Origin of the sequence: Burkholderia sp. JPY481 (assembly GCF_038900515.1) — a bacterium.
Lineage (GTDB): Bacteria > Pseudomonadota > Gammaproteobacteria > Burkholderiales > Burkholderiaceae > Paraburkholderia > Paraburkholderia youngii.
In genome coordinates this window covers 1-16943 of the sequence record NZ_JAYMRT010000039.1, presented here as the reverse complement: position 1 = coordinate 16943, position 16943 = coordinate 1, and the positions used below count along the sequence as shown (strand labels likewise).

At 58.7% G+C, this 16943-nt stretch carries 6 protein-coding genes and 4 pseudogenes; 2 read left to right on the top strand and 8 right to left on the bottom strand.

Going from position 1 to position 16943, the window contains the following annotated elements; all coding sequences use genetic code 11:
- Nucleotides 1-57: 57 nt before the first annotated feature.
- The 6 genes and pseudogenes from VSR82_RS37565 to VSR82_RS37540 form a co-directional block, all read right to left on the bottom strand.
- Nucleotides 58-5508 carry an AAA family ATPase gene (locus VSR82_RS37565; RefSeq protein WP_498858684.1) on the bottom strand — a complete coding sequence of 1817 codons (5451 nt, stop codon included), beginning with the start codon at nt 5506-5508 and terminating at the stop codon, nt 58-60.
- Nucleotides 5509-7130: 1622 nt separating this feature from the next.
- Nucleotides 7131-8408, bottom strand: a complete 1278-nt coding sequence (locus VSR82_RS37560) for an ATP-grasp domain-containing protein (RefSeq protein WP_498858683.1) — start codon at nt 8406-8408, stop codon at nt 7131-7133.
- Between the two features lie 55 nt (nt 8409-8463).
- Nucleotides 8464-9696: an ATP-grasp domain-containing protein gene (locus VSR82_RS37555; RefSeq protein WP_498858682.1), complete on the bottom strand. Its 1233-nt coding sequence runs from the start codon at nt 9694-9696 to the stop codon at nt 8464-8466.
- Nucleotides 9697-9706: 10 nt separating this feature from the next.
- The gene (locus VSR82_RS37550) at nt 9707-10402 is read right to left on the bottom strand and encodes an iron-containing redox enzyme family protein (RefSeq protein WP_410850860.1); all 696 of its coding nucleotides are present in this window, start codon (nt 10400-10402) and stop codon (nt 9707-9709) included.
- A gap of 158 nt (nt 10403-10560) precedes the next feature.
- Nucleotides 10561-11364, bottom strand: a complete 804-nt coding sequence (locus VSR82_RS37545; protein WP_498858687.1) for an EamA family transporter — start codon at nt 11362-11364, stop codon at nt 10561-10563.
- 453 nt (nt 11365-11817) lie between these two features.
- Nucleotides 11818-12220, bottom strand: a pseudogene (locus VSR82_RS37540) (LysR family transcriptional regulator); the annotation flags it as partial.
- A 288-nt stretch (nt 12221-12508) separates the two neighbouring features.
- On the opposite strand from VSR82_RS37540, the pseudogene VSR82_RS37535 reads away from it, so the two are divergent.
- Nucleotides 12509-12655 (top strand): annotated as a pseudogene (locus VSR82_RS37535) (SDR family oxidoreductase); the annotation flags it as partial.
- A 58-nt stretch (nt 12656-12713) separates the two neighbouring features.
- On the opposite strand, the pseudogene VSR82_RS37530 reads toward VSR82_RS37535, so the two are convergent.
- Together VSR82_RS37530 and VSR82_RS37525 are read right to left on the bottom strand one after the other, a co-directional pair.
- Nucleotides 12714-13014, bottom strand: a pseudogene (locus tag VSR82_RS37530) (IS5/IS1182 family transposase); the annotation flags it as partial.
- A 369-nt stretch (nt 13015-13383) separates the two neighbouring features.
- Nucleotides 13384-14509 (bottom strand): annotated as a pseudogene (locus VSR82_RS37525) (IS110 family RNA-guided transposase).
- A gap of 651 nt (nt 14510-15160) precedes the next feature.
- Between VSR82_RS37525 and VSR82_RS37520 the strand changes: the two are divergent.
- Complete coding sequence (locus VSR82_RS37520; RefSeq protein WP_498858681.1) at nt 15161-16579, top strand: methyltransferase domain-containing protein; 1419 nt, start codon at nt 15161-15163, stop codon at nt 16577-16579.
- Nucleotides 16580-16943: the final 364 nt, after the last annotated feature.

Sequence of the window (16943 nt, the reverse complement as noted above, 5' to 3'; positions counted from 1 at the left end):
GGATTCCGGACCTTCGGTTCAGCACGCCGAGCGAGCGCAGGCGTTACGTGTGTGACTTTAACGGCTATTCTCGATCGCCCACTTGTCAGGAAGTCGCACCTTGATCATGGTGCCGGCTCCCGGCGAGCTGATAACGTCGATCGCACCGCCCAGCATCAGAACACGCTCTTCCATCCCTGCCAGTCCGAATGACCTCTTTCTCGTTGCAAAAACATCGAATCCGCAACCGTCGTCGTGCACTTCGAGAAGGCAAGCATCGGGGGTTCGCTCTAATGCGATGATTACTCTTCTGGCCGCAGCGTGTCGGGTGACATTGGTCAGTGCCTCCTGAACGATGCGAAACAGCACGATAGCGCGATCCTCGCTTACGGCGATATTCTCGTCCTGCAAGTTGAGATGACAGACCGTCCGGCCGTTGCGGTTGAAATCGGCCACGAGCCACTCGAGCGCTGCTGCAATACCGGAATCAAGCGCTGCGGGGCGCAGCGACGCGATAACGCCTCTGACCACCTGCATCGTTACATCCACAAGTGAAACGAGCGCCTGCGTATGCTCGACCAGATCCGGGTGATCCGCGCCAAGCCTCATGCGCAATATCGACGCCCTCAGGCGAAGCGCGGTAAGGTGTTGCCCGAGTTCGTCGTGCATTTCCCGCGCAATGTGCTTGCGTTCATCCTCGCGAGCCGTCTCGCGATGTGAGGCAAGTTCACGCAGCATCTCGTAGGACTCACGCAAGCGGTGCTCAGCTTCCTTGCGCTCCGTGAGATCAACTACAAAAGCAACGCCTTCGTTCCCGCTACAGTCGAAAGCAGCGCGGCCGACCATGACCGGTATACGACTGCCATCCTTCCGCATGTATTCTTTTTCCTCGGGTTGAACGTCACCGTCGTTTCTGATTTGGGCCAAAGCCCGTTCGCTGCTTTCCTTCCAGTCAGTTGGCGTGAGATCCCTCCAGCGGAGGCATCCTGACGCAAGATCCTCTCGCTCATATCCCACCATGCGAAGAAAAGCGTCGTTGGCTTCGAGAATGTCGCCGGCAGCATTCCAGACGATGATGCCAATGATATTGGCGTCGACGAGGCGGCGAATCCTGGCCTCCCGTTCCCGCAGGTCGCGGTACAGGCGGGTGTTCTCCAGCGCAGTCGCCGCCTGCGACGCGAGCAGCCGCAGCAGTGCAATCCGGGTCGATCTGAAGGCGCGGGTGATCAGATTGTTTTCGAGGTACAGGGCCCCGATCAGCTTCGCTTGATTCATTAATGGCAGGCATAAGACGGAACGAGGCAGATACTGCCGGATATGAGGATCTGTCGCGAACCTGGGATCGGCCGCAGCATCATCGAGAATGACACTTTCGCCTGTGCGCAATACATCGTAGAGAACAGGCTCGGGAATCATGGTCGCGCTCACGGGTGCATCGCGCAATTGGACGCATGCCTTGTCGCTGTCCGTCCATGCTTCCGCTGCGAGCCGCTGTTCTCCTGTATGCGAAAGTATCAGTGATCCACGCTCGGCTCCCGCCTGCTCGATAGCGGTACGCATGATCGTCTCAATCAGTCTGTCGAGGAAAACCTCTCCGGAAACAGCCTGCGACACCCTTATGACGGTAGCAAGGTCAAGGTGTTCGAGAGGCGCCCCGATAGTGCTGCCTGAGTCAGGCGCTCGCTCGTCGGCCCTGAGACCTGGGTGCAGTTGGTCGAGTTGACGCACCTTGCCTTCTGCCCCCCAGCGTCGATAAGCCCGTCGTGCGTCCTGCAAATAGACACGGGCAATCTTCTCATACCCCCGCGCCGCGTAGAACGCGGATGCGAGTTCATTGGCAAGCGCTTCATTGTGTATGAGGTCGTTTGCGCGCGCAAGATGAATGGCCGCTTCGTAGAGTCGCATCGCCTCGAGATCACGGCCTTCCAGGCGCGCCATCTCGGCGCTTACCAGTGAAACCCGATTGCCGAAATTCGCCGGACAGTTGTTCGCCCAGATCTCCAATTGCCGACAATGCGCGGCGATGCTGTGGAGGTGCTCCTGTCGCTCCTCGGCCGGCACCCGGTCGAAATGCGCGGCCCTTGTGAGAGCGGCGTAAAAATGGTACTCGCATTCCTCCAGGTGCGGCGACGAGCTCCAAAGTTGCTCTTGCGCGATCGATGCCGCGTTCATGGCGGCCACATAGTCGCCTGAAAAGAATCGTCCCTGCAGTTTCCGGATCCAGTACCAGCACGCGGCCGTCGCGAGCGCGGGGTTGCCGGACAGGTGCTCCTCTGTACGAAGCTCGTTGAACTCGTCATAGTCGAAGTGGCCGAATTTCAGTGTGACGCCGCGGAGCATCCGGATCAATGCGAGTTGCGTGGTGAGGTTATCGACGACCAGGCCGAAACGTGCCTTCCTGGAAAACGCGAGGCCCTGTACAGTTTCGAGTTCGACATCGCTTAGAGGGTCACCGCCGAAAAGTCGGTCCGAAACGATATGGCAGCAGGTATAGGCGCCAGACGGAAGGTCACCGGTCCGGCCCGCTGCTTCGAACGCACGGCGCAGCACTTCGCTGCTGAAGCGCACGTGTTTCGTCCAGCGCACAACATACAGCGCGTAGCAAAGATAGGTGACTGCCTCGAAGCGTTTGAGTCCGCGTCGCTCGACCAGATCGAAGCCGAGCTGACCGAACTGGACTCCAGCGTGGTAATCGCCAAAGCGTGGCCCAGCGATCCGCGGGAACATGACATACGCGAAGCACGAGGCGTCGCAGTTCCCGCACTCCAGACTCAAGCTGATCACTTTGCATATAGCGAGAGAAGCCAGATTCGCGTCAAAAAACCAGGCTGGTCTCAGGAGCTTGCTAAGCACGTCAGTAATTGCGAGCGACGCTGGGTCCGACATCAACGGCATATCGATGAGTGCCTCGATAGTCCGGCCCGCAAGCCGCAACCGTATGTTTTCGTACTCCCCCCGTACGTTGCTTTCATGTGGGTGTGCCGGCCAGTCGATGCCGAGTTGACGGAGGTGATCGAGGCAAACCTCGACCGCCAGATCGCTTCGATCGAGAGTCAGGTAAACATCCATTCGCAGACACGCGACGCTCGCCTGATCGACCGTGTTCGTCGCGCGGTTTGACAGCATCGCCAGCCGCTCTTCGGCATCGGTTAGCCGCCCGGTGAGGAACTCGCATTCTGCCAGGTTCAACTGGAGCGGAAAGACCAGTTCGTGCCTACGTCCCCAGCAATCGTCCTGGAGGAGTTGAGCGCCGGCAGTGAGATAGGTGAGCGCCGACGCATAGGCTGTCGACGCCTTGGCTCTCTTGCCGGCGATCAGGTTAAAGGCAGCCAGTTGTTGGCGTTCCTGCCTGGATCTCACCAGCGCCGCGCCTCGGTTAAGCTGACTGACGATATCGAAGATCGCCTCTTCCCGTTTGCTAGCGGGAGTTTGCGCCGCGAGTAGCCGTCCAATACGCAGATGCGTGTGAGCACGTAACTCTTTAGGAATCAGCGAATAGGCGGCTTCCTGCACCCGGTCGTGCACGAACCCGTAGGCGTCTTCTAGTTGCTCCACCAACTCCTGCGCGAGTGCCGGCTTCAGCAGCGCCCGAATTTCCTGCTCCGAGACGCCCAGAACTTTAGGCAGCATCACATAGGAGGCGGTGTTGCCGAGACAGGCAAGCTGTTGCACGGCGCGTTGCGTTGACGCCGGTAGGCGCACTAGCTTTACCACCATTAGGTCGACCACATTGTCGGTGTACTCTTTCCGGTGGATGCGGGGCAGGTCCCAGCTCCAACAGGCCGTGTCATGGGCAAAGCTCAGCAGATCGCTATCGGCAAGCTCGCGCAAAAACTGAATGACGAAAAACGGATTGCCCGCCGTCTTCTCATGCACGAGGTGCGCAAGCGGTGCCGCACGTCCCGGCTCACAGTGAAGCGCTTCGACAATCAGTTGCTCCACGTGTTCACAAGCAAGAGGCGCGAGAACAATTTCATCGAGCTTTGCGCCGGCAGCCCTTAACGTCTGAAGCTTGTGCAGCAGCGGATGTCCGGGAGTTACCTCATTGCTGCGATAGGCGCCGATTACCATCAGATGCTGCAGATCCGAGCGCGCAAGGAGCCCGTCGAGCAAGTCGAGCGTCGCGGCGTCGAGCCATTGCAGATCGTCAAGAAATAGTGCCAACGGATGTTCACGTCGCGCAAAGACGCCGATAAAGCGCTGGAAGACGACTTCAAAACGGCGGCGCGCCTGATTCGGCTCGAGCTCTGGGACGGGCGGGGGATCGCCGATGATCAGCCTGAGCGCAGGGATCAGATCGGTCACTAGTCGCGCGTTAGGACCGAGTGCCCCGATCAACGTCTCGCGCCAGGTTGCGAGTTCCGCGTCAGGCTCGCCGAGTAGCGGTCTGACCAGGCCCTGAAAAGCTTGAACGAGCGTCGCATAGGGTATGTCGCGCTTGTATTGGTCGAACTTGCCCGACGCGAACAGCCCGCGCGATGGTACGAGTGCCTTATGCAGTTCATGGACGATTGCGGATTTGCCGATACCCGAATACCCGGAGACGAGCACGAGTTCAGGGATGCCAGTCCTGACTACGCGATCGAACGCAGTGGTCAATGCATCCACCTCCCTCTGCCTCCCGTAGAGTTTCTCAGGGATCAGGAGGCGGTCGGTCATGTCGTATTCGCCCAGCACAAAGGGATCGATGTGGCGTTGACGCTGCCATTCGGTCAGGCAATGCCTCAGATCCCGCTCGACGCCAGCCGCCGTCTGATACCGTTCCTCGGGCGTCTTGGCGAGCAGCTTCATGACAAGCTCTGAGACGGGAAGGGGGACCGTGTCTACCCGTGCTATCGGAGGCACCGGCTTACGCGCAACATGGCAATGTACCCATTCCATCGGATCCGCAGCAGTGAACGGTAGGGACCCCGTGAGCATTTGATAAAGCGTAACTCCGAACGCGTAGAGGTCGCTGCGAGAGTCGATCGAGCGGTTCGTCCGCCCAGTCTGTTCGGGCGCCATGAAGGGTAGGGTGCCGGCGATCGTTTCGGGTGGCTGTGGAAATTGCCGCTCGCGCGGCAGTCGTGAAGCGATCCCAAATCCTGTGAGCCGCGGCCGGCTGTCCGTGCAGTCAACTAGCACATGAGCAGGCTTGAAATCCTTGTGAACGAACCCACTCCGGTGGAGCTTCTCAAGCGCCCCGGCAATTCCGACAGCGAGGCACAAAACACGTTCCACCCCGAGAGGCGCGCCCACCAGTCGCTCAAGTGGTTCGCCGCCCGGATCCTCGAAAACCAGTGCCATCCGTTCATCTTCGCGTACCAGCCTTATCGGGTGCACCGCCCACGTACCATTCAGTTGTTCTTTCAGCGCGAATTCGTGAGCAAGGCGCTCGAGAAGGGCGATCGAGGGATGTTCCTCGGTGGTCCGCAGAGTCAGGACGCTATCGCTGCCGCTCGGGGACTGGACGCGACAGAAAGTGCGCTCTGCATCCTCCCAAAGGATGTGGACACTGAAGCCTGTGTCAGAGCCATGTGGATCGTTCATCTGCCGTCATTCACTAGTCAAGTTCAGCCCCCGATCGTATCAAAGGACGCAGCCCAATTCGTCTGTCTAAAGTGCCTATGGCTACGCGTTAGAACCATAGGGTAATTGCCGCACAAGAGCGCCGCGACGCCGCAATGGCCACTTGCATCGCACCTTTGTATGGTTTATGGAAATCCTAGCAAAAGTATCTGACACTGGCTGTCCGGGCAAGGGTTCTAACATATGATGAAACCGTCGAGAAGGCTCGGTGAGGTCTTGACTACACCCGGAACGTCTGGGTTTTGCCAATGGAAAACCGGCGTTCATCGCAAGCGTGTAGCCCGTCGGAGGTCCAGTTCCAGGGAGCTTTAATGGCTGCAGCAACGGAGCGAACGGTCGCGATGCGCCCGCTGGACAATTCCATACCATTTTGAACGTCGTGGTGGATAGCAAGCTGAAACCGCTAACGTTCCGCGCAACGGCCGGAACTGACGGCGCGGCAGATTCGCCGGCTTGTTGTGCGGCTCGGAATTTGGGCCGTGGACTGGTTTCCGGACACAAATCCCGCGCAGCGAGACGCTGTCGAGATGCCTCGTTCCAATCGTGCTCACGATTATCCGCGGTTGATACGCCGATTTTGGGCCGGCCCCTAGCGTTGGAGAAGCCACGGGAATCTCAGAGTCCGCAGGGCGACGAAAGGGGTCATATCGAATGACGAGCGAAGGCCTGTGGATCCTGCGTCGACTGCATCCGCCGACGGTCTACCAGTCACGCACACGATAGGAGCGCTTGGACGAGTTCATCCAGATTGATGGCGGGATCACCGCTAGCTCGAGGACCGCGGTCCAGCGTGCACGCTGTTGGTGTGTATGTCGATGACGCAACCAGTCCCGTCATGCACCTGCAATTCACTCAGGCGGAATCGACGTTCCACCAATTTAAGGCGACGCGCGTTCTTATCGAGCGCTGCGGCAAACCTGGCGCTGTCAGGTTGGTGCCCATCTGCACTCCCTGTGTGAACAGTAGTAATGCTTACTATATGATTGTTTGTTGCTCCCGGAACGTACAGCCGTACCATGTGCCGATGCGCTGTTTGACTATGGCGAAATAACAGGCCGCGTTCCTCCGTGTCTGCAGCACTAAGCGCTGACGAAAGGGGCTTAGCGATTGTGTGCGACGCGTATCTCGAAAGGGAACATCTGACGTCCGCGGTTACGGGTCGGCAGATCACGCGTGCAGCCGCTTTGATAAAAATGCGCTTAGCCCTAGGGAGTCTAGGAATTCCCACCTGCCGCGGGATAGCTGCGCGATTGGTCGGCGACGCTTTGCTCCAACACGCCGGGTTTGCGTGTCCTGCTCATCGAGCAGTTTCCCCACCACATACGTCTCGTCGCGCGGCGTCACAAACACCACTTCTAAATTCCTAGTGCTGCGAGGTTTCTACCGAACCGCCCTAGCGCACCGAGCCAATCGATAGCCGGACTTGACATGCCAGCAACGAATCGTCGGTTCCGTACCTGAGTACGCCGCCTCGCTCCGAACGAGAAGTGTCCGTCAACAGCGCAGCTGATCATAACAGCAGGGAACCGCTGGCCGTGGTAAAGCGATTTCGTCGCGTTCATTCTCTCCTTCCAACGAGCGCCTCATCGGCAGCGTGATGGCGCATTTTCGGGCAACGGATAGCCATCATGCCAATGCCCGCGCGGCCAAGCGGGGCGGCTAGGGGCATCGATATCGCCGAGCTCGTACTGGAAGCGCTCCAAGGTCGCGGCGATCGCTGCATCAATCTCATCTTCGGATCGACCGCGGTAGCGAAACCGGCCGAGGATCTTGTCGTAGCCGCCCTTGCCGTCGAAGACATGATTTGCCTTCGGCGTAATGGCCGCATACAGCGGTGCGATACCGTCCGGGACAACGGCTCGCAAGAGGCGGCTGCCGGTCGCCTCGGGGAGCAGCAGAAACCCTCCTAGCTCGGTGGAGCGGGCCGCTGCACCCACGCCTGCCTCGGATGCGAGCGGCGTCCCGTAGTTGAGCTGCTGACGGACCCACAGGCTGAAGATGTCAATGCCGTAGAGATCGCGGAACAGGAACGGAATTTCGCCGCCGCCTACGCGCGCGCCAATCTCAAGGAAATACAGGCCGTCGGAGCCACGAATCACTTCGAGATGAAAGGCGCCGTCCACCAGCGATAGAGCGCGGAGACTCGTTTGCGCGAACGCGAGTAGTTCGTCGTTCGACGGTCCAGGCTGCAACATTATCGACCCGAGCGGCTTGCCATTGGCGAAGTCAAGACATGAGTTAAGGTAGCGCGACGCCCGGATCAGCAACGGCTTGCCGCTCGAGACGATACCGTCAACGTGATAGATCGGCCCTTCGATAAACTCCTCGCATTCGTACGAAGTGCCCGTAAGTCGGGGCAGGAGCGCACCGAACTGTTCCACCGAATCGACCCGGTGGACACCCATGCTTGCCGCGCCGGTTCGCGGCTTGACGATAAGCGGATGCCGCAATCCGGCGACAGTGGCGAGCGCGTCCTCCCGATCGTTCAATTCGACGAACTGCGGCACGCGCAGACCGGCCGCACTGACGACGCGCTTCATCACCGTCTTGTCGCGAAAGCGTGCTGCGGTGGCGGGCCGGTCGCCCGGGACGTCGAAAGTTTCCCGCAGCTGTGCCGCGGCGAGCAAGTCGAATTCGGACAGCGCGATCAGTCGGTCGACGCCGTTCAGCCTAGTACGGCATGCGTCGAACGCCACGCGCAGCCTGTGTATATCGTTGAAGTCCGGGAGGATCTCGATGTGCGAGATGCGCGTCGCTTCGAGAGCTTTCGCGCCTTCCGGTGTGCACAGATAGGCAACGTCGTGCGCATCGTGATCGATGTATCGGTGATAGGCGGCAAAATCGTCGGACCAGCGATTCATTACGACACTTCGGGTACGGCGGGGGAAGGGGGTATACGTCATCGCGACTCGTCCTTTAATGGACCTTGAATGTCAACCCCATTTCGAGCGCGCATTGCGCGCCGTTCAGTCGGCGTTCGAGCGTGGGGCGATCGGGCGCTGTAAATAGCACGTGGCCGAGCCGGCCACGGAAGTCGGTCGGCGGCGATACCCAGTCGCCGGCGCGCGGATAGATTTCCGCTTCTTGGAAGCCAGGCTGCGCACGCACTTCGTCAAGCCCGCTGACACCGACGAACGGCCCGGCTGCCTCGGGTGCGAGAAACCGGACGCCGCTTACCAGGGTGCTCCGCCCGTGGCAGTATCCCGGGGCCGGGTCCCATTCCCCGAGATAGCTACGGAGCATGACTTCCGGTAGCGAGATTGACTTAGCTAGCTCAACCAGCCGGTAGATCCGGTCGCCGCCGAGCCGCGCGGCGATTTCGATCAGCGTGGGACCGTCGCGCGTCATGCGCACTTCCGCATGAAACACGCCCAGCGTCAGGCCGATCTCTCTCGCCACCGTTTCGACATACGCGCTCAGCCGAGCTCGGTCGCGGTCGTCGAGCGTAGCGTCGACCACATGTCCCATTTCGACGAAGTAGGGCTCGGGCCCGAGGATCTTTTCGGTAATGGCAAGCATGCGCGGACCGAGCGGACCGACGTAGCCTTCCACGCTATATTCAGGTCCGTCGAGATACTGTTCAAGCATCATCGCTTGACCAACTTCGCGGCCCATGTCCTGAACAGATCGATGCGCAACGCTGTCGATCGTCGCGTGCAACTGCGCGAGCGAATCGACGCGGCGCACCAGTAGGCTGCCGCAACCATCGACCGGCTTCACGACGGCCGGAAATCCGACGTGCGCCGCCGCGCGGGCGACGTCGCCACGCTTTGCGATCGGCGCGAAACGCGGTACAGCCAGCCCGGCCATGCTGAGTCGCTGACGGCTACGGTATTTGTCACGTGTGAGCGCGGCCGCTTCGGGCGGTAGATGCGGCAACCCCAATTGCGCGGCCGCCTGCGCGACGACGTCGACCGCGTACTCAAAGCCGGGAACGAGCGCGTCGATGCCCCCGACTGTCCGCACTGCTGCAGCGACGTCATCAGCCGAGCCAGTGTCGACACTCGTCAGCGACGCCACGGTCCGTAGGTGTGTTGGCGGCACGATGTGGGTATCTGCGCAAAACACGTGTACCGGGTGCCCGAGCCGCTGCGCTGCAGCGATCAGCGCAGTGCCCGATGAGACAGGCTCCACTACTACAATAGCCACGATGCGCTCCTCATGCAACGACCACGTCCGACTGGCGCCCGGTTTCTGCCTTTAGTTCGTCGAAGTAATCGCCGACCAAGCCGATGAAGTTGCGAAGATGCATTTCGGCCTTGTCGATGCCACCCCATCCTTCGATCGCGCGCTGGACGGCGCCCCACATCAGATCGTCGTGGTCGTGCGATTCGTCGTATTGGATATGGCCAAGCGAACCCTTAACGGTGTGGTGCCCGAAGGCTCGACCCGCAGCCTCGGTGATCGTCTTATTGTAGCGGCCCGAATACCATTCGACGAACCAGTTCCACGCCATCGTCGGCAATGGGCCATCGCGTTCGATGCTGAGATACAGATAATTGATCAGCTTCCTAGTCGAGTGGAGCGGCTCAATGGTGTCAATCTGTTCGGCCGTGAGACCGAATTTTTCGATGTCGCGCAGAAAGAGCCCTTCGTGGCCGTATTCCTCGGCGAGGTATTGCGCGAGGATCTGCGCGAGTTGATTGTCCTTGAAGCCGATCTTGTAGAGCGCGAATGCATCGACTTCATTGTTCAGGCGGATGCGCAGCACTGTCTCGACGAGATGTCGCCGATAGTATTCGCGGTCGATCCATTCGCCACGGTGAAACGCGGCGGTGTCGGGCGAGGCGGTAAAGAGCGCCTGCATTTCACAGTCTGCAACCAGTTCAAAACGGGCACGATCTTGGTGGGCCATTTTCAGTCTCCAGTAAAACCACATGAAGGGAAACAGCATCGCAAGCGCGACACATACAACGACGAAGCGAACCATCCGCAGTTAGGGTCTCGGCAACATTCGAAGACGCGGAAGAAAATGCAGTGCGAGACGACGATCCACCTGCCGGCAACGCCGGCCTATGCTTGGCGGCAGCAGGCTATGCTGGCGCTGATCACGAGCAACGTGCCGATGCTTTGCAAGACCGTCATAGGCTGACCGAGGACGACAAAACCGATTGCGGCAGCAATGGCGGGTTCGATGCTCATCAGAATGCCGAACGCGGACGCCGTCATGCGCCGCAGCGCGAACATCTCGAGGACGTAGGGCAAGAGCGGCACGAGTACCGCGAGATACGCGGCGTCAATCAATTGCGCGGCGGGCAGATGGCCACCGCTTTGCGCAAGACCAAACGGCGTGGTGACCAGGGCCGCGACGATCAGCGACATTGAGAGCCCCTCCAAGCCATCGAACAGCGTGCCGACTCGTTTCATCATCACGATGTACGTTGCCCATCCGAGCGCAGCCCCAACAGGAAAGACCAGGGCGGTTAACGAGGTGGCCCACATGCCGTCCTGCCGCGCAATGAGGACGACGCCGACCATCGCCACCATGGGCCACACTAGCATCCGGAATCTGCGGATGCCGGCCGTCGCGACGATGAGGGGACCAATGAAGCTGATGGCGACTGCGAGACCAAGGGGCACGCGCTGCACGGCTTCGAAGTAGCACAGTGTCATGCCAGCCATGGCGCTACCGAGGACGAAAGCGGCGATCCAGCGCTGTCGGGAGTAGGTATGGAGCGGCGGTCGCACCACGATCGCGAGCATCAAGCCCGCGAAACAAAGACGCAGCCAAGTCGTGCTGAGCGTACCGTATTGGATTGTCACGGGTCGCGACAATGCAGCACCAAGCTGCACGCTGCACATCGACGCGATAGCCATGGCAGGCGCGAGCACGCTGGCAACAGGTTGGGAAGACGGCTCGGAATCAGGGGCGTTAGCATCAAACGCATCGCCTTTAACTGGCTCAACCCTAGTGTCGATACGATTTGCTTGGACGACATCTAAATCTTCGCTCATACTCGGCTCCGCGGTGACGACGAGAGAATCCTAACAGCGCATATCCGCTTTGTATAAGCCGTTAATTTTTTTGAGCGCATCAATCATATTGATGATTCGCGATCGAGAAAAAGCTTGTTTTTGCAGGTAAAGCCGCCGGCGGTAGGCTGACTGCGTGTGCAAAAGAGAGTTCTGGTTCTTATCGGATGATTGTCTCGATTGCGCGCCGGACAGTCCAGTCATGCGATGTGCCGCAGCGTGCTTTGAGTATGGCGGAATAATGGGCTTCCTTTGCTCTGAAATGCATCAACTTGATGGCTGGTGTCGACACGCAGCGGTTTCTGCCCATGCGCTCTGGAAGCGGTCAATGCGCGGCAGAAGCCATTTCGCGACGAACGCCGGCCTAACGGTCACCGTCAACACGCCCACAGCCGAGCCCCTTCTTCAGTCGCGCAAATCCCAGATTCAACCGATCGAACCCCTCGCGGATGTCAGGGAGCGCCCGAAGGGCGACGGCCGTTAGTACAAGACGCGGTCGCCCGCCGGTAGCGCGGTGGAACAGCGGTACGTCGAGGCATTCTTCGAGGCTGCGAACGAATTGACCAACGTCGGTGGGCGTAACATTCAGTTCCATTGCAGTAGCCGAGAAGCCCGGGTGGTGCGCGCTCGACTCCAAGGCTCGCAGCGCGGCCGGGGGAGCCGGCCATGCACAGAAAGATTTTCTTTCAACGACAAACAAAACATCTCATTTGTGAGCGTAACGTCGACTGGCCAGGAATGTTCAAATCGGTCTGCAAAGCAAGGGCATTTCATGTTGCCGTTTCCGTTTTCATCGTTTTCAGGAACAGTCACAGAACATAATTTCTCTTCCACGGTAGTCATTGTCACGGGCGGCGGTTCAGCTCTCCGCAAAGCCGTCCCGCCACTGCGACGGAGGTGGTCGAATTAAGGGCACGTTCTTCATGGCGCAGGCCGCCGCGAAGGTGATGCAACAGCTCGGCGGCGCCATCGGTGCGACCTCGGGCCTGCATTCAATGCTTTCGATCCGCGTGGTCGCAATGGCCAGCCGGCCGATGTTGCCGAGGCGATTCTGTTCATGGCTTCTCTAGGCGCGTCGTGGATTACAGGTACCGTTTTCTTCAGATTGTCCATGATGGCGGAAGGCCAAGCCTGATCGAGTCTTCCTTGAGAGGAGCAAAAATGATCTATCTGCAAATCAACCCTGGACGGTGTTATGAACTTCGAATTACTGGGATCGCATGGACGAGCATAAGCGTGGCGAAGCCGACAAAGTGCAGACCTGCGGGTGTGAAATCCGTTTTTGCTGCATCGACCTTACCGCCTGGAGATCAATTCCTTGAGCGCCCGTGGCCTGTGCAGGGTCGTCACCCGTGTAACCCTGATCGGCAAAGGCCACTTTCAGGGTTTCTTCCGTTGCTACCTTCTGCACCTGGCACGCCAGTTCCGCCACTTGTGCGCGCTCCTACTCGTTGGCCGGTGTACGTGCACGGCGAGCATCTGTCGGAGCGTATTCCTGCATGTGTCATGCTGTGCCGGCACATCCGGTTGACGTACCGATCCAGAAGGTGATCGCGCGGACAGAAAATGCAGGCAAAAAACTTTCCCTAGAACTGATATGACTTTCCGTGTCAATCGCGATCGGTTCTCAGTCTGGGTACATCTGAATTTCCTGAGGGCGACGTAGCAGTACGTCTCGACGGTGGGTCACACTGATATCCGCGGGTTGGTTACCGCATTACTGTGGTCCGCCCTATGAGCCTGCCGCTACCTAAAGTCGCAAGTCGCATAAGATGTGTTGCATAGTTCAATCGCGGGTTGCTCGGGTGCCGGGCTACGCCGCCTTCAGGAAACTCTCCATGTCCTCGTTAAGATGAGATAGTGTCAGACCGGCCTGGCATCTTTCGGTATGGCGAGAGACATCGCCAGTCTGCCGATGTCCCAGATAAACCCTGAGAGCTCTCGCGCAACGGCAACCACACCGGTGTTCACATTCTTGCCGCGCGCTGCGAGCTTGCGATATCGCCGGCATAGCCGCAGCTGGGCATCCCATGCGCGGTCAATGATCGGTTTCGGAATTCCTTCATGGCGGCGTTGGATGTCGGGGCTCACCCGAGCGGGGTATCTGTAACTCCACGCAGCCTCCACGAGCAGCTTTCTTGCATAACTGTTCCCGTTTTTGTAATGCTGCCTTGACGGCGCCGCTCGCCTGACGAGTGTTCGGAGGGCGTCACCCCGAGCCAGGCCATCAGCTGTCGCGGATGCTCGAATCGCGACAGGTCACCCAGTTCGGCGAGCATGCCAACGGCCGTGGTGAACTGGATACCGCGCATGGTCTGCAGTCCCAGTACGGCCGGATAGAAGCGCCAGTTGACGACAGCCTCGCGTAGTGCCGCCTCGAGGCGGTCGCATTGGGCGAGTCTGTCTTCAATGGTGCGGCGGCATTCGTCAAAGGCCAGTTGTTGCCAGTGGTTGGGGAATATGAAGGTGCTGATCCACCGTCGATGTGCCGGCCCCCAGTTCGCGCTGCCGGTGTAACGAATACCATGAGAGAGCAGAAACGACTTGAGGCGCTGACGCGCGTGCTTGAGATCCGCTTTGGCGGCGGCCCACGCGCGGGCCAGGTCCCGGAATGCCTCATCTTCGACGCCTGGCACGTAGACTGACGAGAGATCACCTGCACGCAACGAGCGCACGAGTTTGAGTGCGTCGCGGCGGTCAGTCTTGACCCGCTCGCCTGGTTTCTTCGGAATCAGCGACGGGGCACATACCACGCAGTCGAATCCCTTCTGCACCAGTTGCCGGTAGAGGCCATAGCCGCATGGCCCTGCTTCGTAGACGATGCGAACGTGCGTCGCCTTGGACTGCATGCGCTGGCACAGGCGATCGATGTCTGTCTTCGAAGTGCCGATCTTGCCCAGCAATTCCACCTCGCCTATCCCGACGAGGCTGCCGTGATGGATTCCTTGTGGACATCCAGACCGACGTACACAGTGCTATCGTGTCCCATGCTGGCCTCCGTGCTGGAAATCGCCGGGTGTCGCCCTCGTGCACACCATGCGGCTCTGGCAGCAATGCTAACCCGCGTCTGGTTTCTCACGGCGGGCCAGCCACCACATCACGGAAAGTCATACTGCCTAAACCGTCTCCTTTCCGACACAACAAATACCACGGCTTGTTCGCCGTAGCATTAGCGGAGCTCAACGGCACGAGCGACATTGACGCCAAGTGAGACACGCAGATGCGAGGATTCTTGATGGGTGTCAACCTGTCATCACGCAAGACTTGCGTGACATCATTTCGATGCGACAAGAATAAAACGCAAGCAAGGCGATATCCGAGAATAGGCGCAGTAGAGCATCCCCGCGAAGGCGACGCCTTTTGCATAGTGCAGTCTTGGTGCAATGCGCAAGGGTCGGGCTACCATAGTTCTCGATTCGTGCTGTTTCGACTCAGGGGCAGCCACGAGCTGTGAGACGGGTAGACGCTGCTGCGGATGAAATCCCGCCGCCCAGTAAAGACGCGGACCGGTTCGAAGCCTAACCCGGCCCACAACGGCTTACTCATAACGGCATTTGTCCTGTCAACCTCTCTACTGTTACAGGTCGGCCAATGGATGTCGATGACGAGGTCGGCATGGCTCAATCGGTAGATTATTCATATGAGCCGCGATAAAAACCTAAGAACTTCAAAAATCAGTGCAGAAAACGTTTCTGGGAAACTGCCATCAGGGATGCTTCCTTCGGATACGCGGCCGCCGCCTAGCCATCGAGAACAGACCGTACGGGCAATTGTAGCGTTTAACCAACTGGCGAAACGTCACAGACGGATCCATTGCGCGGCGGCACCCAGCGCTTCCGAGCTGTCCGGGTTCCCTCTCGTACTTCTTCGGGACTACATGCGTGCCTGCTTCGGTTTATTCGGGGATCGGGGGCCGGGGAGCACAAGTGCCGTCGATCCGTCCGTCGCTGGGCCGCTTAAACAGGCTTGCGAACAGGATGCCGATGCGGGCGTCACACTGGCCCAGCTGATTTACGCGATGATAAAAGGTAAAGATGCATTTGTGGGGGATGGTCAGTTTGATGACAAGGGCCTTGTGGCCTACTTGCGATCTCACCTGGAAGCTCACGAGATGTCGGCAGTAATTGCTGCAGTGACACGCTATAACAAGCGTGCAACCGGGCCAGCGTTGAAGCTATGTGCCGACGAACCTGACTCCGCGCGCCTTGCAGTACTGTGCGGAGACGAGATTCTCACGGTTGACCTGCTGCGCTTGGGTACCAGTGAAACAGTTCAGGGCGTCGGGGCCGCAGAGGAGACTCAGAATGGCGGTATGGAAGCGAGTGTAATCTCAGATCAGGAATACGTCGAAGCGCTTCGCGTCATGGACAGCTCAGGTCGTGGTGAGACCATCATCAATGCTTTGGAGAGGAACATCCTCGGCGAATTGTCTGAGGAAGAGGACTTTCTCGAGGTAGGGGTTGGTACTGGCATCGTTACAAACGCAATCTCGAAGAACTTTAAGCGTACATCGATCGTGGAGATCAATCCCGATCTGATGACGCATATTAATTTTCTGCCTGAGATGGTTTTTCACGAGTCGGTGATTAACGTGAAATTGCCCGTGGGCCGTTATGATCTTGTGCTTTGCTCTGACGTGTTCTATCGGTTCTCAATTGAGGAAATCACGCAGGCTGTGTTAAGGCTTAGGGCAGGTTTGAAACGTACCGGGGTGCTTGCGATTGTCATGACCGCGCCGCGAAACACGTATCATGAACTGTGCTCGTTCTTTGACATAAACTACACAAACAGTGGGCATATACAGAAGGTCTTGAATGACTTGGGTGTGTCCTATAAGTCTGTATCCGAGGCGGATCGATACATCTGCGAAAGAAGGGAAGAATTCTCGGCTCTCTGTCGATTTTTCATCGCAATGGATTGCGATCCGGCGCAGACGGGCTCAGTGAGGCGACTCGATGGCAACCAGTTTTTGGAGGACTTTCTTCATAGGAGCAAGCAAGATAAAGGCTACCAGATCGTAGTGGAGCATGATCCACTCTGGCTTACCGGGGCGGATTAGGAGGTGTTAAGCACTTACGGTCAGACTTGGTAACCTTGCGGAGTCAAGAAGCGTGGGCCTTACCCAGCAGATGTATCGGGCGAAGAGTGCCACTTCGCCCTGCGCAACGCTGATTTCCCGCGGGCTGTTTCGAGGCCATGGTAAGCCACCTGCATTCGATCACCCGGGTCGCTCAGGTGCTCCGTGGTCAAGCCTGCGCGGTCATCCTCGGGCGTACGCTTCAATTGACCTGTGGGCCGCCCCCTGCGAAAACCGGACACGAGGTAACGCTTAAATTATGAGGTAGTCTTCTGCCTATGTTTAAGCCCAGTCACAACGTGGAACCTGTCGAAGTTCTGACCCAGCCGGAGCAGCGCCGCCGGCG

Excerpts from the sequence above, each read along its gene's own strand:
- VSR82_RS37565 (WP_498858684.1), bottom strand. The coding sequence starts at position 5,508 with ATGAACGATCCACATGGCTCTGACACAGGCTTCAGTGTCCACATCCTT.
- VSR82_RS37560 (WP_498858683.1), bottom strand. The coding sequence starts at position 8,408 with ATGAATCGCTGGTCCGACGATTTTGCCGCCTATCACCGATACATCGAT.
- VSR82_RS37550 (WP_410850860.1), bottom strand. The coding sequence starts at position 10,402 with ATGGCCCACCAAGATCGTGCCCGTTTTGAACTGGTTGCAGACTGTGAA.
- VSR82_RS37545 (WP_498858687.1), bottom strand. The coding sequence starts at position 11,364 with ATGGCTATCGCGTCGATGTGCAGCGTGCAGCTTGGTGCTGCATTGTCG.
- VSR82_RS37520 (WP_498858681.1), top strand. The coding sequence starts at position 15,161 with ATGAGCCGCGATAAAAACCTAAGAACTTCAAAAATCAGTGCAGAAAAC.